Source organism: Nonomuraea sp. NPDC049129, assembly GCF_040648495.1.
Taxonomy (GTDB): domain Bacteria; phylum Actinomycetota; class Actinomycetes; order Streptosporangiales; family Streptosporangiaceae; genus Nonomuraea.
Genome location: NZ_JBEZDU010000018.1, coordinates 1 through 17,767 on the forward strand (window position 1 = coordinate 1; position 17,767 = coordinate 17,767).

Annotated in this window: 17 protein-coding genes and 1 pseudogene; 13 read left to right on the forward strand and 5 right to left on the reverse strand. The window is 70.3% G+C overall.

What is annotated here, in order from left to right:
- Positions 1–278: 278 nt before the first annotated feature.
- Positions 279–1,076 (forward strand): SDR family oxidoreductase, encoded by a 798-nt coding sequence (locus tag AB0B64_RS41160; protein WP_357955022.1) that lies wholly within the window; start codon positions 279–281, stop codon positions 1,074–1,076.
- Between the two features lie 15 nt (positions 1,077–1,091).
- On the opposite strand, the gene AB0B64_RS41165 is transcribed toward AB0B64_RS41160, so the two are convergent.
- Positions 1,092–1,691, reverse strand: coding sequence for a TetR/AcrR family transcriptional regulator (locus AB0B64_RS41165; RefSeq protein WP_357955024.1), 600 nt, complete (start codon positions 1,689–1,691; stop codon positions 1,092–1,094).
- Positions 1,692–1,968: 277 nt separating this feature from the next.
- On the opposite strand from AB0B64_RS41165, the gene AB0B64_RS41170 reads away from it, so the two are divergent.
- Positions 1,969–2,319 carry a hypothetical protein gene (locus AB0B64_RS41170; RefSeq protein ID WP_358184864.1) on the forward strand — a complete coding sequence of 117 codons (351 nt, stop codon included), beginning with the start codon at positions 1,969–1,971 and terminating at the stop codon, positions 2,317–2,319.
- Between the two features lie 70 nt (positions 2,320–2,389).
- Entirely contained in the window at positions 2,390–3,331 is a 942-nt protein-coding gene (locus AB0B64_RS41175; RefSeq protein ID WP_357955028.1) for an MBL fold metallo-hydrolase, read from the forward strand.
- Here the strand turns inward: AB0B64_RS41175 and AB0B64_RS41180 are convergent.
- Positions 3,297–3,869: a TetR/AcrR family transcriptional regulator gene (locus tag AB0B64_RS41180; RefSeq protein WP_357955030.1), complete on the reverse strand. Its 573-nt coding sequence runs from the start codon at positions 3,867–3,869 to the stop codon at positions 3,297–3,299. The genes AB0B64_RS41175 and AB0B64_RS41180 overlap by 35 nt on opposite strands.
- A gap of 92 nt (positions 3,870–3,961) precedes the next feature.
- Between AB0B64_RS41180 and AB0B64_RS41185 the strand changes: the two genes are divergently transcribed.
- From AB0B64_RS41185 to AB0B64_RS41215, 7 genes are all read left to right on the forward strand, one after another.
- A complete protein-coding gene (locus AB0B64_RS41185; protein WP_357955032.1) occupies positions 3,962–4,357 on the forward strand; it encodes a hypothetical protein in 396 nt (131 codons plus the stop codon).
- Positions 4,351–4,827 carry an alpha/beta fold hydrolase gene (locus AB0B64_RS41190; RefSeq protein ID WP_357955034.1) on the forward strand — a complete coding sequence of 159 codons (477 nt, stop codon included), beginning with the start codon at positions 4,351–4,353 and terminating at the stop codon, positions 4,825–4,827. Before AB0B64_RS41185 ends, AB0B64_RS41190 begins: the two co-directional genes overlap by 7 nt.
- A gap of 27 nt (positions 4,828–4,854) precedes the next feature.
- Positions 4,855–5,427: a TIGR03086 family metal-binding protein gene (locus tag AB0B64_RS41195; RefSeq protein ID WP_357955036.1), complete on the forward strand. Its 573-nt coding sequence runs from the start codon at positions 4,855–4,857 to the stop codon at positions 5,425–5,427.
- A 55-nt stretch (positions 5,428–5,482) separates the two neighbouring features.
- Positions 5,483–5,953: a hypothetical protein gene (locus AB0B64_RS41200; RefSeq protein ID WP_358184867.1), complete on the forward strand. Its 471-nt coding sequence runs from the start codon at positions 5,483–5,485 to the stop codon at positions 5,951–5,953.
- 340 nt (positions 5,954–6,293) lie between these two features.
- Positions 6,294–7,964: an FAD-binding protein gene (locus AB0B64_RS41205; protein ID WP_358184870.1), complete on the forward strand. Its 1,671-nt coding sequence runs from the start codon at positions 6,294–6,296 to the stop codon at positions 7,962–7,964.
- Between the two features lie 154 nt (positions 7,965–8,118).
- On the forward strand, positions 8,119–9,405 hold the full coding sequence (locus AB0B64_RS41210) for a sensor histidine kinase (RefSeq protein WP_358184874.1): 1,287 nt from the start codon (positions 8,119–8,121) through the stop codon (positions 9,403–9,405).
- Positions 9,402–10,061 (forward strand): response regulator transcription factor, encoded by a 660-nt coding sequence (locus AB0B64_RS41215; RefSeq protein ID WP_357955045.1) that lies wholly within the window; start codon positions 9,402–9,404, stop codon positions 10,059–10,061. Before AB0B64_RS41210 ends, AB0B64_RS41215 begins: the two co-directional genes overlap by 4 nt.
- Before the next feature lie 166 nt (positions 10,062–10,227).
- On the opposite strand, the gene AB0B64_RS41220 is transcribed toward AB0B64_RS41215, so the two are convergent.
- The 3 genes from AB0B64_RS41220 to AB0B64_RS41230 are packed head-to-tail and all read right to left on the reverse strand — an operon-like array spanning position 10,228 to position 15,444.
- Positions 10,228–10,578, reverse strand: a complete 351-nt coding sequence (locus tag AB0B64_RS41220) for a hypothetical protein (RefSeq protein ID WP_357955047.1) — start codon at positions 10,576–10,578, stop codon at positions 10,228–10,230.
- Positions 10,578–14,549, reverse strand: a complete 3,972-nt coding sequence (locus tag AB0B64_RS41225; protein ID WP_358184877.1) for a hypothetical protein — start codon at positions 14,547–14,549, stop codon at positions 10,578–10,580. Before AB0B64_RS41225 ends, AB0B64_RS41220 begins: the two co-directional genes overlap by 1 nt.
- 37 nt (positions 14,550–14,586) lie before the next feature.
- Positions 14,587–15,444 (reverse strand): FG-GAP-like repeat-containing protein, encoded by an 858-nt coding sequence (locus AB0B64_RS41230; protein ID WP_358184880.1) that lies wholly within the window; start codon positions 15,442–15,444, stop codon positions 14,587–14,589.
- A 152-nt stretch (positions 15,445–15,596) separates the two neighbouring features.
- Between AB0B64_RS41230 and AB0B64_RS41235 the strand changes: the two genes are divergently transcribed.
- The 3 genes and pseudogenes from AB0B64_RS41235 to AB0B64_RS41245 all read left to right on the forward strand — a co-directional run bounded on the left by AB0B64_RS41235 (position 15,597) and on the right by AB0B64_RS41245 (position 17,760).
- Complete coding sequence (locus AB0B64_RS41235; protein WP_357955052.1) at positions 15,597–16,208, forward strand: helix-turn-helix domain-containing protein; 612 nt, start codon at positions 15,597–15,599, stop codon at positions 16,206–16,208.
- 79 nt (positions 16,209–16,287) lie between these two features.
- On the forward strand, positions 16,288–16,620 hold the full coding sequence (locus AB0B64_RS41240; RefSeq protein ID WP_358184883.1) for a DUF4158 domain-containing protein: 333 nt from the start codon (positions 16,288–16,290) through the stop codon (positions 16,618–16,620).
- 66 nt (positions 16,621–16,686) lie between these two features.
- Positions 16,687–17,760, forward strand: a pseudogene (locus tag AB0B64_RS41245) (Tn3 family transposase).
- Positions 17,761–17,767: the final 7 nt, after the last annotated feature.

The window sequence follows — 17,767 nt, forward strand, 5'->3', positions numbered from 1 at the left end:
CTCGGCGCTGCAGAACGCCGCTTCCATCGCGGCGCTCTTCCTCACCACCGAGGCGGTCATCGCCGAGAAGCCCGAGAAGACCCCTGCCGCCCCCGTCGGCGGAGACATAGAGTTCTAGGCCGGATCGTCGGGTGGGACCGCTCAGCATTACCTGGTCCCACCCAATCCGGAGCGCTGCTCACCCGGTGAGCCGTCGGTGAGCGTGCGGTGAGCCACTGCCGCCACTGTTGAGCCATCGCCGGATCCGCCGAGGGCCGGCCGCTGAACGAGGAGCAGAGATGAACAGTCTGACCGGCAAGACCGCGCTGGTGACCGGAGGATCCCGGGGAATCGGCCGGGCGGTCGCGCTGCGACTGGCCGCCGAGGGCGCCCTGGTCGCCGTCCACTACGGCGACAACGACGACGCGGCCAAGCAGACAGTGGCGCGGATCGAGCAGGCAGGCGGCCGGGCGTTCGCCGTGCAGGCCCGGTTCGGCGACGATGGCGCGGTGGACCGCCTGTTCGAGAGCCTGGCCGAGGGGCTGGCCAGCAGCGGTCTGGCCGAGGGACCGGCGGGCGGCGGCCTGGACATCCTGGTCAACAACGCGGGCATCGGCTCGGTCAACCCGATCGCGCAGGTCACACCGGAGGAGTTCGGCAGGCTGCTCACGATCAACGTCAGCACACCGTTCTTCGTGATCCAGCGCGCGCTGCCGCTGCTGAACGACGGCGGCCGCATCATCAACATGGGCTCGGTGGCCAGCCGCTTCGCGGTCTCCACGCAGATCGCCTACAACCTCAGCAAGGCGGCACTGGAGTCGATGGCCCCGTCCCTGGCCAATGAGCTCGGCAGGCGCGGCATCACGGTGAACACGGTCGCGCCCGGCGCGGTGCGTACCGACATGACCGCGGGCTACAACACCATCCCCGAGGCGGTCGCCGCGATCGAAGCGATCACCGCGCTCGGCCGGCTCGGCGAGCCCGAGGACGTCGCGGACGTCGTCGGCTTCCTGGCGGGCCCGCAGGGCCGATGGGTGACCGGCCAGACCATCGACGTCTCGGGCGGCACCTACCTCGGCCCGATCGCCACGGCATGACGCATTCCCCGGGGATCAGCTAACCGCCCGCGGAACGCGGCCGTCGCGAAGCAGTCCGTCCATGAGGACCGCCAGCATTTGCCCGATACCGGCCCGGTCGGCGGGCGCCTGCTCGTGGGCCCAGGCGACACCGGCGGCGAGGCGCAGGATCGTCGAGGCGTCGATGTCATCCCGGACAGCGCCGTCGCGCTGGGCCGTTGCCACGAGTTCGTATGCCGCGGCGCGCATGGCATGGCAGGCCGAGTCCGATGGCGGCGTCTCGTTGTGGAGCGCCGTGGTGACGGTTGCCGCCAGCCCTCGATACGTCATGAGGTGGTCGACGAAGAGCTTCAACCAGGCCGCGAGCGCTTCGTGCGGCGAGCGCTCGGCCTGTAGCTCGGTGGCCGCGGCGGCGAGGGCCTGGTAGCGGTTGTCGAGGACGGCCTCCACCAGCGCCTCGCGGGTGGGGAAGTGGCGGTAAAGAGTGCCCGAACCCACGTCGGCGTCGCGGGCGATGTCATCGAGCGAGGCCTCCACGCCCGCGCGAGCGAACGCCGCGCTCGCCGCGGCGAGCAACCGAGCCCGATTGCGCTGCGCGTCTGCCCGCATCGCACGCGGTGCCCTCGTGTCGCTCATAGCTCCCCTTTCGGCCGAAGCGATTGTACCGGGGACTATCTCCGGATAGCATCACGCTTACCGGAGACAGTCCCCGGATATCAGTCGTCGGGTGCGCGGAGGTTTCGGTGGTGATCACAGAAGTGAAGGCGAAGCTGGGACGCGTGGGAGTGTGGCTTGGCGGGCCCCACGTGCACGGCACTCCGGTCGAGAGCTGGCGCAACGCCGTGAGGCGCATTGAACTTCGGCCCCGGTCGAACACACCGCACTTGTCCGTGAGGCTCTGGGGAGCGATAAGTTGCTCATCCCCGAGCAGGCGTTCATCATCGAACCCGATCCCGAGCAAGCCCGTGCCATCGCTCGACGGTATCGAGGCAAGACCGGCCCCGATTCGCCGTACACGCGCAACTGGTTACGTCTCGGCTACAGCCGGCAGGACATCGCCGACGGGGGAAGCGATCGGCTGGTCGACGCGCTGGTCGCTTGGGGCACCCCGGAGGCCGTCGCCGCGCGCGTTCAAGCGCAACTCGACGCCGGCGCCGATCATGTGCTCGTCCATCCCATCGCCGATGACCTGACCACGGCCATCAGGCAACTCGAACAACTCGCGTCCGCCTTGCCACGTGGATTCGTATTCGCGAACAGTTGAACCTCGGGCCCTACCAGGGCCCGAGACCCCGCTCCGGCGCTTCCCTGACGAATATGGGGAAGTAACGAACATGCGGTCACCATCTACCGGCACGCCCGGCGCGATCTCCTGGACCGTGGGCGACATCACGATCCACCGGGTGGACGAGATCGCCTTGCCTCCCCAGACCGGCGCCTGGCTGCTGCCCGGCGCCACCGCGGACGTCGTCGCGCGGCACGCCTGGCTGCGGCCCGACTTCGCCGACCGGGACGGCGTCCTGCGCCTGGTCAGCCAGAGCTTCGCGATCTCGGCCGACGGGCTGCGCATCCTGGTGGACACCGGGATCGGCAACGGCAAGACGCGGGCGAACCCGGCGTGGCACGACCTCCGGACCGGCTACCTCGATCGCCTCGTGGCCGCGGGCTTCCCGCCCGAGTCCGTCGACATGGTGATCCTGACCCACCTGCACACCGATCATGTCGGTTGGAACACCCGGGCGGAGGGTGGCGAATGGGTGCCGACCTTCCCCCGCGCCCGTTACCTGACCTCTCGCGCGGAGAGGGACTTCTGGGCCGGATGCGACATGGACGAGGCACGGCGGCAGATGTTCCGCGACTCCGTGCATCCGATCGAAGAGGCGGGGCTGCTCGACCTGGTACCCGTCCCGGCCGAGGTCGCCCTCGGCGTGCACCTGGTTTCCACGCCGGGTCACACCCCGGGTCACGTCGCGGTCCGGCTGACCAGCGGCGGCGAGAGCGCGCTGATCACCGGCGACTGCGTGCACCACCCCGTCCAACTGCTGTACCCCGACATCGGCAGCTGTGTCGACATCGACCCCGAGCAGGCCACGGCCACCCGCCGCGCCCTGCTCGCCTCGCTCGCCGGCACCGGCGCCCTCGTGCTGGGCACCCACTTTCCCCCGCCGACCGCGGGCCGCCTGATCGCCGACGGCCCGGCCTACCGGCTGGTGCCCGTCCCGCCAGCAGGGGAGCGTTCACCTAGTCGGCCAGAAGGCGGTCGACCAGGGCGTTGACGTAGTCGGGGGTGAGTGGGCCCGTGCCGAACAGGACGCGGACGTACATCGGGGCCAAGAGGTGGTCGAGGATGTCCAGGCCCTCGGGTGGACGTTCGCCGCGGTCTCGGGCGCGGTCCAGCATGCCCTGCAGTTGGCGTCCGCGTTCGGCCACGAACGCGTCTCTTGCCTGTACGCCGGCCTCTCCCCCGGTGGACAAGGCGATGACCAGGCGCAGCACCGCCAGCCCGTCGGGCCCGGTCACGTCGCGCGCGACGCCGGCCGCGTACGCGCGCAGGTCGCCTTCCAAACTGCCGGTATCCGGTATGGGCGAGGTGGTGGTGAGCCAGGTGATCGCCACGTCCGTGAGCAGGGCCTCCAGGGTGCCCCAGCGGCGATAGACGCTGGTGTCGGCCACTCCGGCGCGGGTGGCGACGTCACCGACGGTGAAGTTGCCGTGGCCGCGTTCGGCGATCAGATCGGTGACCGCGTGGTGCACTGCGGCTCGTACGCGGGCGCTGCGCCCGCCGGGCCGGCGTGTCGGCTGCTGTTCCACCATGCCCGCAGCTTAACGCAGTCACGACTTGCGTTTGCGAGTGATGGCGCCCTAAAGTCCCCCTAACGCAGTCGCTTGCTGCTTTAGGAGTGGCCATGCCCCCGCTGTTCTTTCCCGACAACCCTCAGTTCTGGTACGAGACCCTGCGCACCTTCGGGCACATCGCCTACGGCGGCGCCGACTTCGGCGAGGACGTGATCACCTGTCAGCGGATCACCGCCGGTGACTACGACAGCTGGCACGACGAGTGGCCGGCCACCGCCGACCGGGCGGCCACCGAAGGGCGCCAGGCGGCGGCGCTGTTCGCCCCGGTCATCCAGCCGGTGGAGATCCCGTACGAGGGCACCGTCCTGCCCGGCTACCTGTACCGTGCCGACGACTCCGCCACGGCCAGGCCGACCGTGGTCATGCACAACGGGTTCGACGGCACGGTGGAGGAGATGCACTTCTTCGGCGCGGCCACGGCCGTCGACGCGGCTACACCGTGCTGACCTTCGACGGCCCCGGTCAGCCGGGCACCCGCCACCATCAGGGCCTGATGTTCCGTCCCGACTGGGAGAACGTGGTCGGCCCCGTACTGGACCACGCCCTGACCCGCCCCGAAGTCGACGGCACCCGCGTCGCGCTGCTCGGCTGCAGCATGGGCGGCCTGCTCGCGCCCCGAGCCGCTGCCTTCGACCAGCGCGTCGCCGCGCTCATCGCCTTGGACGGGGTCTATGACCTGGGCGACATCTCCACCGCGCCCCTCCCCTTTGCCCGCGCCGAGGCCGAGCGCCGTCTGCGTGCCGAGCACGATCCGGAGCTGGACGCCATCATGACGGCGTCCATGGCCGCCGCGCCCATGCTGCGCTGGGCCGTCGAGCACGGCATGTACGCCATGGGTAGCGAAACCCCGCGCGCGTTCGGCGCCGCCTACCTGGACTACCACCTGCGCGACGGCATCGCCGAGAAGATCGCCTGATCCCCCGCTCCCTTCCTGGAGAACGACATGACCATCGCCATGATCGACCGCGCTCTCGACATGACCGCCGCCATCGTCAAAGGCATCACCGACAGCCGGCTCCACGCTCCCACCCCCTGCGCCGGCTGGGACGTGCGTACAGAGCTCAACCACATGGTCGGCGGCATGCGCGTCTTCGCCGCCGAGCTCACCGCGACCGACGCGGGCGGCGAGCACGAGGATGACTGGCTCGGCACCGACCCGCGGGCCGCCTTCGCCACCGCGGCCGACCTCGACCGCGCCGCCTGGCATCGCCCGGCCGCCCTCGACACCACCGTACGTTTGGGGTTCGGGGCCGTACCGGGGCCGATGGCCGCCCTCATCCACCTCACCGAAGTCCTCGTCCACGGCGTCGACCTGGCGCTCGCCACCGATCAGGAGCATCTCGTCGACGAACGGTCGTGCGGCGAGCTGCTCACGATCATGCACGGCATGGACTTCGACGCCTTCCGCCGCCCTGGCATGTTCGGCCCCTCGGTCCCCGCCCCCGCCGACGCCCCCGCACACCGGCAACTACTGGCCTTCCTCGGCCGCGACGTCCCAGCCCGCCGCCGGCGATGAGTTCGCGGCACGCGGCCGGTCTACCCTTCCGACCACACGTCAACGGGAGGTAGCCGTGACAGCAGCGCGACACACAGCCAACCAGCGGTTGCAGAGCCTGGAAGTGCTCGTCGGGGAGTGGGACATGGAGGCATCGATCGACGGGCAGCCGATGGGCCGGTGCACGGCGATGTTCACCTGGCACGACAGCCGGGGATTCCTCATCATGCGCGTCGACCCCCCTCAGGCGATCGCCCCGGAATGGCAGGAGAGCTCGCCGTTTCCGATCGATGCCGCCATCGGTCTCGACGACCACAGTGGGGCCTTCGCCATGCTGTACGCCGATGCGCGGGGAGTCTGCAGGATCTACCAGATGAGCTTCGAGGACGGTCACTGGGAGATGCGGGGACAGGCAGGGCCGGGCTTTCATCAGCGCTTCGAGGCAACGATCCGTGGCGACGGCCGCCTTGTCACCGGACGATGGGACGCCTCCAGCGACGGCGAAACCTGGAAGCCTGACTTCGAGGTCACCTACGCGAAGAGGTGAGGCGGGTTCGCAGGCCGAATCGCCCAGCGGTATCGGCAGGCCACGACCGACCTCTGGGAGGGCGCCGAGCTCTCTCGCCCGACCTCATGACCACAGTCGGCGCCCACCCACGGCCGCGCGCCCGACCTCCTGCCCGAAGGGCGCCCCACCCCGTGGCCGCGCGCGTCCGACCTCGTGGTCACAGGGACTGAAGCAATCCGCTGCCGGTCAGCCGATGGGTGGGGCGGATCAGCCGTTCGGGGGGCGGAGAGTTGAGCCGCTGATTCATGCCACGGGTTGATGTGTGCCGTGCCGCCTGCTTGAGAGGCTGACGACCTCCAATCGGAAAGGGGCGAGTCACATGTCAGAAGTGGGCGACGGGCGTACGAGCCTGCCGGGCGCCGCAGCGGTGAGTCGTCGTGGACTGCTTGCCGGTGCGGGTGCCGCGGCGGGCACGTGGGGTGCCGAGGCGGCGTTGGCGCAATCGGGCGCGGCGGGGCCTGCTGCGGCGGAAGCGGAAGCGGCGATATTCGGGCCGGTGACAGTACGTCCGGGGGACTTTCGCTACGACAACCTGTTGCGTGGCAACAACTTCCGGTTCGTCGGCCGGCCGGAGGAGATCCGCGTGGTCGGGTCGACCGATCAGGTGGTGCGCGCGGTGTCGGAGGCGGTGCGGTCCGGCCGACGGGTCGCGGTGCGCAGCGGCGGGCACTGCTTCGAGAACTTCACCGCCGATCCGGCGGTCCGGGTGCTGCTGGACCTCTCGCCGATGGACGCGGTCGGCTATGACGCCGACCGTCGGGCGTTCGCCGTGCAACCCGGAGCCAACCTCGGTCAGGTGTACCGGACGCTGCTCAAAGGCTGGGGCGTGACGATCCCTGGGGGCAGTTGCCCGGAGGTGGGTGCCGGTGGGCACTTCGCGGGCGGCGGATACGGACCGCTGTCCAGGCGCTACGGCTCGGTGGTGGATCACCTGTACGGCGTGGAGGTCGTGGTGGTCGACCGCGACGGCACCGCCCGCGCGGTGGTCGCCACCCGCGAGCCGGACGACCCGCGCCGCGACCTGTGGTGGGCGCACACCGGTGGTGGCGGCGGCAACTTCGGCGTGGTCACCCGCTACTGGCTGCGCTCCCCCGGCGTCGCCGGCACCGACCCGTCCCAGCTGCTGCCGGCGGCGCCGCAGCGGATGCTGCAGCACGTGGTCATCTGGTCCTGGGAGCATATGACCGAAAAGGCACTTACCGGGCTGCTGCGTAACTTCGGGACCTGGCATGAGCGCAACAGCGCGCCCGGCTCTCCGCACGCCGGGCTGTACGGGATCCTCCAGCTGTCGCACCGCGCCGGCGGAACCGTCATGCTGGTCGCGCAGATCGACGCGGACCTCCCCAACGCCGACAGCATGGTGACCGGCTTCGCGTCCGCGGTGACCGCTGGCATCGACCTCACACCGGCGCTCGACATCCGGCGGACGATGCCCTGGTTACACCGGATGACCTGGCCGGGCAGCGGCGAGCCGGGTGACGTGATCATCCGGCGATACAAGATCAAGGCCGGCTACCTGCGACGATCATTCACCGAGACCCAACTCGCGGCCGTCCATCGCAACCTGACCAACTCCACCGGTGGGCCCAACGCCGGCATGCTGCTCATCGGCTATGGCGGCCAGGTCCGTGCGGTAGCGCCAGGGGCCACCGCGATCGCCCAGCGAGACGTGGTCATGAAGGCGGTCTACCAGACGATCTGGGAAGACGAAAAGGACGACAAGGCCAACCTCGCCTGGGTCCGCGGCTTCTACCACGACGTGTACGCCGAGACCGGCGGTGTGCCCGTGCCCGGCGAGGTCAACGACGGTTCCTACATCAACTACCCGGACGCCGACCTGGCCGACCCGGCGTGGAACACCTCAGGTGTGCCCGCGCACACGCTCTACTACAAGGACAACTACCCACGCCTCCAACGGGTGAAGGCCCGGTGGGACCCGCGCAACGTCTTCCGGCACGCCCTGGCCATCGAGCCTCCTCAGGCGGGCTGAGCCGCGTAGGGACGTGCCGATGTGGAGGTTAGATTCCCCGCTCGGGGGCCAGCGACGGATGTGGAGGCCGCGGATGTGCGATCCAGCGACACGGTGGCCCGTACCGGTGACCGTCGGCCCGTATGCCTTGCTGACGCTTCTGGCTGGTGTCACCGTGGCCATCAAGCGGTCGGCGGGCGCGTCCCCGCTCGTCGACCTAGTGCTGTGCGCGTTGCTGGCGGCGTGGATGCTAGGGGTCTTCACACTCCGTCCCCCCTGGCGCGAGCGTGTGCCGGTGATGGCCGTGTTCTTCACCGTGCTGATCCTGCTCACGGCGATTCTGGTGGTCAGGGACCCGTGGTTCGGGTTTTTCACCCCTGTCGGATACATCTACGCCTTCCGGGTGCTGCGCTGGCCGTGGCAACCGGCCGGCGTCGCGGCGGTGGCGATGGTGGCGGGCACGGCGCAGGCGTACGACGTGGACAAGACCACACCCGTGGGGCTGATCACGTATGTGGCTGTCATGGCTGCGAATGTGATCCCTATGTGTGGCTTCGCCTGGTTCGCTCGGCGTAGTGCCCAGCAGAACGACGAGCGCAAGCGGGCGCTGGAAGAGGCGCGCGAAGCGAACCGCAGGCTGGAGACGACGCTGACAGAGAACGCGGCCCTGCACGAGCAGTTACTGGCGCAGGCCAGGCAGGCCGGCGTGCACGACGAGCGGCGGCGGATGGCGCGGGAGATTCACGACACGCTGGCGCAGGGTCTCACCGGCATCATCACCCAACTGCACGCGGCCGAGCACGCCGGCGACGACCCGGCGGAATGGCGCCGGCACATCGAAGCCGCGACCAGGCTGGCCGGGGAGAGCCTGTCCGAGGCGCGGCGATCGGTGGACGCGCTGCGTCCTGAGCCGCTGCGGACCGCGCGGCTGGGCGAGGCGCTGGCGAGCGTGGCCAGACGCTGGTCGGCACTGCACGAGATCCCGGTCCAGGTCACGACGACCGGCACGGCGCGGCCGATGCGCCCGGAGGCCGAGGTCGCGCTGCTCAGAACCGCGCAGGAGGCGCTGACGAACGTGGCCAAGCACGCGCGGGCGACCCGGGCGGGGGTGACACTGTCGTACATGGAACACGAGGTCGCTCTGGACGTGCGCGACGACGGTGTCGGCTTCGATCCGGCCCACCTCAGGGACAGCGACGGCGGCGGCTCCGGACCAGCCCGGCCCGGAGATGGCGGTGGAGGCTTCGACGCGGGCCGCCTGAGGGACAGCGGTGGCGGGTTCGGTCCGGCGCGGCTCAGGGATGGCGGTGGCGATGGTCCGCGTACGGCTCACCTTGGGTTTGGGCTGATCGCGATGCGGCAGCGGATCGAGGGCCTGTCAGGCACGCTGCAGGTGGAGTCGGAGCCAGGTGCCGGCACGGGGATCTCGGCCCGCGTCCCCGCCGAGTGGGCCGAGTCATGAGCCGCCCGGATAGCGTGATCAGACTGCTGGTCGTCGACGATCATCCGGTGGTCCGAGATGGCTTGAGCAGCATGTTCGCCCGCGATCCGGACTTCGAGGTGGTCGGGGAGGCCGCCGATGGAGCCGAGGCGGTCCGGCTCGCCGAGACGCTACGGCCGGATGTGGTCCTCATGGATCTGCGGATGCCTGGCATGGACGGCGTGAGCGCGACAAGAGCGCTGGCCGGGGGCGGGACTGGGGTGCGCGTGCTGGTGCTCACCACATATGACACCGACAGCCACGTGCTGCCCGCGATCGAGGCGGGTGCCACCGGCTACCTGCTCAAGGACGCTCCCCGTGACGAGCTCCTGCGGGCGGTCCGGGCGACGGCTCGGGGTGAGGCGGTTCTCGCGCCGTCGGCGGCGGCTCTGCTCATGAGCCGGGTACGCTCCTCCGCCTCGGGGCCGCTCAGCCAGCGGGAGCTCGAAGTGCTCCAGCTGGTGGCGGCCGGTGGCACGAACCGGGAGGCGGCGGCGCAGCTGTTCATTACGGAGGCCACGGTCAAATCCCACCTGCTGAACATCTACGGCAAGCTTGGCGTCGGCGACCGCGCCGCCGCCGTCACCGAGGCGTTCAACCGAGGACTGCTCGTCCCCCGAGCACCGGAACAACCCTGACGCGGTAGCGGTGTGGCACAGCTGCCAGGAGGGCACACGCCGGTGCGCGCTCCAGCGCACACCGGCGCGGCCCAGACGAGGCGGACCTGTCCGGGTGGCCCGGAAGGTTCACCTGCCCATGTGGGTGGCCGCCGGTCTCAGTTCATCCGCCCGGAGGCGGCAGAGCTCAGGTCGTTCCCTTCCTGTCGGTGGATTTCGCCACATCTTCGGCCATGAGAGCCAGGACTTTGACGTGGCCGATGAGGAAACGCCGGGCGGGCTCAGGCAGCGTGAGCCCCAGGCCCGACTCGGCCGCGGGGGCCAGTCGCTCGCGCAGGGCTCGCATGATCTGCGCGCGCCCGGCCTCCGGCAGCCTTCGCAGGTCGACGGCGCCAAGGGGGGCGCTGAGGACCAGTTCGAGCTGTTCCTTGGTGGCCGCGTCCTCGATGGATTCCAGCAGGAACGCGACCACCCATTCGAACGGCCCGGACGACGCGGTCCACGCGTACTCGTCGGAGACGAAGATGTCGCTCGCCATCAGGGACCACCCACGATGAAGACGTTGCGGCCCAGCGGTTCAATGAAGGCCTTCACCGTTTCGATCTGGGCGGGCGTGAACAGAGAGACGTCGACTGGCACGAATTGCGCCTTCCCCACGTGCGACTGAATCTGGGCCTGCAGGCCCGGCCATTGCTCCGCGAAGCGCTCTGCGGTAAGTCCGCTGCCCACCGCATCATAGGACCGCCCGTACTGGTCGAACCAGTCCTCGCTCGCGCCGCTCGACCGGGAGAGCCGCACCCCGCGCGCTTGCTCGATGCGGAGTGCAGTTTGCATCTCGGGTTTCCTGAATCTCTGTTGCGCCATGTCCCACCCCAGCGACCTGCGGCGCACCAACTCCACCAGCTGGGCTCTGAGGCTGTCGAGCGTGACCTTTGCGCCCTCGAGCGCCTCGAGATCGGCCACCGCCTGCGCTTCGAGCCCGCGCACCGTCCCCTGTTCGAGGCCCGTTTCGGCCTCCAGGCCCGCCACCGCCTCCTCGACGCCGACTCCCGTGCGCACGGAGTTCCGGAAGGCGACCACGCTCTTGGCGATCTTGCCGATGACCAGCGGGCCCAGGATCTCGCCGGCGACCCAGGCGCAGCCTGAGGCCTTGAAGTTGGCGCAATCGATGACGTCGCCGAGCACGATGTGCACCAGGTTGTTGAACGACTCCTGGATCACCTTCCGCACGTCCATGTGCAGCGTGCGGTGCTCGATGAAGTCGACGTCCTTGGCGACCAGGTTGTCGCGGACGCAGTCCGCGTCGGACGCACTCGTCATCTGGCACGTGATGACGCTGTAGTACACCGTCCCGTGGATGTGCAGCGGGATGTCGATGTCGCAGGTCCCGTCACCGCCCCAGCCGGTGGTGCACGACCCGCTCCAGGAGTCGACGGTCAGGTCGGTCGCCACCTCCGTCAGCGCGAAGCCGCCCTCCCAGGTGGCGATCCGCTGCCTTTCCTTGGTCTGCTTGCGCGCCTCCGCCTCGGCCCTGATCGCCGCGGCTTGCGCCTCCTCAGCGCTCTGCCGCGCGTTCTTGGCGGCTTCCTCCGCGGCCGTCGCGTCGGCTTCCGCCTTGGAGGCGACGTCGCGGGCGGTGGCGGCGTCGCTCTCCGCCGCGCTGGCGGCAGCGCGGGCCGAAGCGGCGTCCAGTTCGGCCGCGTCGGCCGAGTCGCGGGCGTCGCTGGCGTACCCTTCGGCGGCGGTGGCCGCCGAGGCGGCGGCCGCGGCGTCGGCGGTGGCGCTGCGGTCGTACTCGACGGTGTTGGCCTCGGCCTTCACCGCTGCCTTGGCCGCGGCCGCCGCCTCCGCCGCCGAGGCCTGCGCCTGGGCGAGCGAGGCCACGGCCTTGGCCGCGGACTGCGCGGCTTCGGATGCCGCGACAGCGGCCGCCTTGGCGTCGGCGTCGGCCTGCTCGGCCAGGAGCGCGGCCTCCTTGGCGGCCTTATTCGCCTGGGTGGACTTGGCCTGGGCGACGGCGGCCTGCTGGGCGGCGAGCGTCTTGGACGCCTGGGCGGTCAGTACGGCCAGGCCGGCCGAGGCGTCGGTCTCCTTGTACGGGGAGCCGAGCTCGATGGCGTCGTTGGCCGGCTTGATGACCTGGGCGGCCGAGTCGCGGGTGGCCACGGCCGCCTGGGCGGTGGCGTAGGCGAACCCCGCGGTGCGGACCGCGCTGACGTGCGCGGCGTCGGCCTCCTTGCGGGCGGCGAGGGCGTCGGTCCTGGCTTTGACCGCGTTCGCCACGGCGGTGTCGGCGTAGGCCTTGGCCTCGCGGGCGTTGATTCCGGCGGCCCACGAGGCCGCGATGGCGTCGGCCGCCGCGGCGTGGGCCTTCTTGACGGCCTCGTTGGTGATCGCCACGTCGCGCTGGGCCGCGTCGGAGGCGGATCGGGCGCGGGCGGCGGAGGCCTCGGCGCGCGTGGCCGCCTCGCGGGCGGCGGCCGCGGCCGCGGTGGCCTGGTCGGCGGCGGCGCGGGCGTTGGTCGCGGCGGTGGTCGCCCGGTCGGCCGCGGAACGCGCCTGCGTAGCGGCGGTCCTGGCGCCGTCGGCGGCATCGGTACCCTCGGCGGCGGCGGCGTACGCCTCGCGGGCGGAGGCCTTGGCCTGCAGGGTGTCCCGGGTGCTCTCGGCCTCCAGGGCGGTGGTACGGGCCGCGGCCGCCGTGCGCTCGGCCTGCTCCGCCCTTTCCCTCTTCTCGGCGGCCGTGTTACCGGCGCCTTGGGCGGCGCTGAGCGCGTTGGCGGCGTTGGTGCGTTCGGTTTGGGCTCTGGCCTCGGCGTTGGCGGCGTTGGTCCGCTGCTGGGCGGCGATGTTCTTCTGCCGCTCGGCGTTGTCGCGCTCGGTCTCGGCGATCTCCCGCTTGGCTTTGGCGTCGGCGGCGGCGTTCTTGGCCGTCTGCTCGGCGTCCTCGGCCCTGGCCTGGGCGTTCTTGGCCTTGGTCGCGTTCTCGGCCGCGAGTGCGGCCTGCGTGGCGGCGCCTTCGGCGGCGGCCTTGGCCTGCGCGGCGGCCTCCTGGGCGGCCATCCGCCGGAACTCCGCCCGTGAGGCGTGCGCCTGCGTCTCGGCCAGCGCCATCAGCGTCTTGCTGTCGGCGGCCGAGGCACGGGTGGCGTTGGCGGCGGTCTCGGTGGCCTTGGCCACGGCCTGCGTGGCGGCGGCCGAAGCCCTGGTCACCTGGACGGCCTGCTGGCCGTAGAGCAGGCCGCGGCCTCGGGGCCGGCTGGCGGCGTCGGCGATGGCGTACGCGGCCTGCTGGGCGGCCACGGCCGCGGCGGCGTGCCGCTGCGCCGACTGCGCGGCCCGCGAGGCGACGAACACCCGGCCCAGCGCCATCGCCTGGGCCTTGACGATGTCGTTCTTGACCTTGGCGAACACCGCCGCGCTCGGATAGGACGGGGTTCCGGAGGGTTGCTTGAGCCAGTAGGCCTGCCAGTCGGCCAGCCGGACACCGATGATCGACTGGCCCAGCGCCTCGCCCAGGGCATGGGCGGCGACCTGGAGGTCGGCGGCGGCCTGGGCCTCCTCGGCAAGGATGCTGTCACGCTGGGCGCGCTGGCCGTCGACCTCCTGCTGCCACTCCGCCGAGGCCTTGGCGAACTCAGCGGTCAGCACCTCGTGCGGGTCCGGCGGGTTGTCGGTGGCGCAGGAGGCGTAGCGGGCCTTGAGGTTCTCGACGTCGACCCGGAACTCCATGCTGTCCGGATCGGGCGCGCTGGTCGGGAAGCCGCCGCGCTCCAGGAAAGCCCGCGCGTCGTCGGCGTACATGGGGTGCAGGAAGGACATGTCCTTCCACGCGTCCCGCCCCTTGTCGTCCTCGCCGTCTGCGGGGTAACGCTCTTTGGCGATCGCGTTGACCGCGTCCACGGACTCCTTGGCGGCCAGCGGGGTCTGGTCGGCGTAGAAGTCCTCCTCTTCCGTCCAGTACTGGCCGTCGACCCAAGAGGTCAGGCCTACCTTGCTGAACGGGTTGTCCTTCTGCTCGATCCACTGGAACGCGGCGTCCGTGTAGCCCTTCGGGGGCGGGACGTTGAGCGACTCCTCCCAGACGGTGTGCCGGTCCTGAAGCTCGTTCAGCTTGACCGAGGCCCGCTCTTCGTCCTGCTCGTAGGCGGTGTGCAGCGGGGTCGACGGGGTGGTCTCGTAGTCGGGGGCGGCGTTGCGCAGCAGGACGTCGTCCGTGCCGCCCAGCCCGGCGCGGGCGACGGCCTTCAGGTCCTGGCCGCCCTTGCGCTGTACGGCGGTGAGCAGGCACTGGGCCGCGCGGACCGACGCGGCGTGCGCGAGGTCGTACTCGGCGGCGTCAGCGAAGGCGGCGTCGGCGAAGGCGAGCGCCGGGCCGGCGCCGGGCAGCGGTGCGAACTGCACGCCGGCGATGACGACGCCGACGGAGGTGAGGGCCGCGGCGGTGGCGCGCAGCCGTCCTAAAAGAGGGCGCCGAGTACGGCGCGATGAAGCAGTGGTGGTGTGCATGGTCAGCTTTCAGCCGCTGGTACGGGGATGGAGGTGCTCAGAAGAAGGCGTTGAAGGCGTTCCAGCCCGCGTTGCCGATCTTCTCTTTGGCGGCGAAGGGAGCCGAGGAGACGCCGGTGCCCTTGAAGAGCCACAGCGCGCCGGCGGAGTCGCGGGCGATCAGGTCGGCTTTGCCGTCCCCGTTGTTGTCGCCGGTGGAGACCAGGGCGGTGTAGGCGTCCCAGCCGGCGCCCGCGCTGATGCGGGCGCCCAGGATCTGGTCGGCGGTGATGCCGCCGGTCCCCGGATAGATGTAGAGGGTGCCGGCGGTGGTCCTGGCCAGCAGGTCGTTCTTGCCGTCGCCGGTGTAGTCGCCGTAGCCCGCCAGGGCGTCCATGCCGTTCCAGCCGGCGGTTCCGGCCTGGACGCGGGCCGCGAGACCGCCGTCGGTACGGCCCGGGTAGAGCCACAGGGCGCCGGCCGTGTCCCGTGCGATGATCTCGGGCGCGGCGCTGCTGCCCATGTTGCCCGGGGTCATGATCAGGTTGTAGCCGTCCATGTTCGAGGCGACGGGCATGGTGGAGGTGCCGCGCTCGGCGGTGTAGTAGAGCTCGCCGCCCAGACGGAAGAACAGGTCGTTCCTGGTGCCGTTCTCAGATGTGTTGGCGCGCAGGATCGCGGTCGCCGCGGAGAAGCCGCCGCCGAGATCGACGGCGGCCTCGAGGCCGCCGGTGCTCTTGGGCTCATAGGCGAGCAGGTGGCCGTCGCTCGCCCTGCGTACGAACAGGGGCAGCATGGGCGCACCCGCCGCGGCGGACGCGGCGGGCGCGGTGAGCAACGAGCCCAGCACGGTGAACAGGACCAGCGCTGCCAGGGTTCTGGCACGGGCTAACGCCCGGTTTACGGGTTTGGACATTCGATGTGACCTCGTATGGCTAGGAGGGGTCGACCTCGCGGGTGGCGTACTCGCTCTGCCCGCGAGAATGTCTCCAAGATACACAGTTGCAGAGCACGTGCTCTGTTATTCTGGTTGGCGTGCCTCGCCCTCGGGTTCATGACCTGGATCACTTGCTGGATGTCGCCGAGCGACTGGTGGTCGACGGCGGTCCGGAGGCCTTGACGGTGCGCGGGCTGGCGGCGGCCTCCGGGGTGTCGAACGGGGCGATCTACCACGCGTTCGGGTCGCTGCCGGTGCTGCTCGGGCGGCTGTGGCTGAGGGCGGCGGAAGAACTTCTGAATCTGCAGATCGAGCTCGTCGACGCGGCGCGGGGCGACGGCCAGGAGGCGGCGGTCGAGGCGGTGGTGGCGGCGGCGAGCGCGCCCGCGGTGTTCGCCGACCGGCGGCCCATATCGGCGCGGCTGCTGATGACGACGCGACGTGACCAGCTGCTCGGTCCCCAGGTTCCGCAGGAACTGGCCGAGGCGATGTTCGCCCTGGACAAGCGGCTGATGATGTTGCTGTCCGGGCTGGCGCGGGCGCTGTGGGACCGGGCCGACAGGGCGGGCGTCGAGGTGATGACGCTGTGTGTGGTCGATATGCCGACGGCGATGTTCCGCCGGACGTTGACCGCGCCGTCCGCGGACGGCCTGCCCGAGATCGGCGCCGACAGCCGGGAACGACTGAAGGCCGCGGTCCGCGCCGCCCTAACCCTTCCGCCACCGCCCCCGCACGTCGGCTAGCACGACACGGGGTGCTGGGACTATTTCCTCAGAGAACAACGCTAAGAACTTTCCCCAGGTCAGCACGGGTGCGCTTAGCATGGCTCGGGGCACCGTGCGGATGCTCGGCACGTTCCTGCTTGATCCGCGGGATGTTCCGCATGTGGCGGTGGACTATGTGGCCGAGCAGATCGGTGTGGCGGACCCGTCATGCATCAAGCTGTATCCGGAGCGGACCCAGACCAAGTGGGACCATCAGGGCGAGATCCGGGAACTGCTGGAGTACCAGGAGTTCGTCGAGGTCCAGGCCGGGTTGCTGAGGTTCCTGGGATCGCGGGTGCGCCACTTCCGGGTCTCGCGGCGGGAGTTGTTCGATCGGGCTGTGGTGTGGCTGATCGACAACAAGGTGGTGCTGCCGGGGATGGCCGGTTGAACCTGGAGAAGCTGGCGGCGTTGCCGCTGCCGGACGGCTACCAGGGTGCACGACGCCGTGCAGGCGATGCTGCCGCGCATCGACTACCCCGAGCTGCTGCTGGAGGTCAATGGCCACACCGGGTACTTCGAGGTGATGCCGCACCTGTCGGGATCGGAGGCGCGGCGCCCCGATCTGGACATCTGTCAGGCCGGCGTGCTGGTCGCCCGGTCCTGCAACGTCGGGTTCATCCCCGTGGCCAAGGCGCTCACGCTGAGCCGCCTGCTCGGGGTGGAGAAGGGATACTTCCACCACGAGAGCATCGCCGCGGCGTCCGCCGGCTTGGTGGTGCCGGGGACGATGCGGGACTCGCTGTTCATCCTGGACAGTCTGCACCGCCTGGACGCCATCGAGCAGCCCGACATCGTCACCACCGACACCGCCTCCTACAGCGACATCGTGTTCGGCCTGTTCGCGATCTGCGGCTACCAGTTCGTCCCCAGGATCGCCGACATCGGCGACGCCTAGATGTGGCGGCTCGACATGGTCAACGTCGGCTTGGCCGGCCAGCCGGTCGCCAAGGCCGACAACGGCTACCTGCACCTCAACGATCTGGGCCTGCGCAAGATCAACGTACGGGTCATCCGGCACCACTGGGCCGACATGCTGCATGTGGCCGGGTCACTGGTGACGAACCAGGTGCGCGCCTACGATCTGCTGCGGATGCTGTCGGCCGATGGCCGTCTCACCGGTCTGGGAGCGGCGTTCGCGCACTACGGCCGCGTCTTCAAGTCGATCCACCTGCTGCACGTCGCCCACCTGGAGAACTACCGGCGGATGATGGGCGCCCAGCTCAACATCGGCGAGGGCCGTAACGGCCTGGCCCGCCGGGTCTTCTTCGGCAACCTCGGCCAGCTCCGCCAGGGCTATGCGAAGGGCATGGGAGACCAGCTCGGCGCGCTCGGTCTGGGTCTCAACGCGATCATCTACTGGAACAGCCTCTACATCGACGCCGCCGTGAAAGCCCTGCAGGCAGACGGGAACTTGGTGATCGGACCGGAGATCCGGGCGGCAGCGTTTCTCTCGCAGATCCGGGCGCGTTGCCCGACCGCTATACGTTCATATAGTCTGCTATATGAACGTATAGCGTTATGGGTGTGAGGTGCCT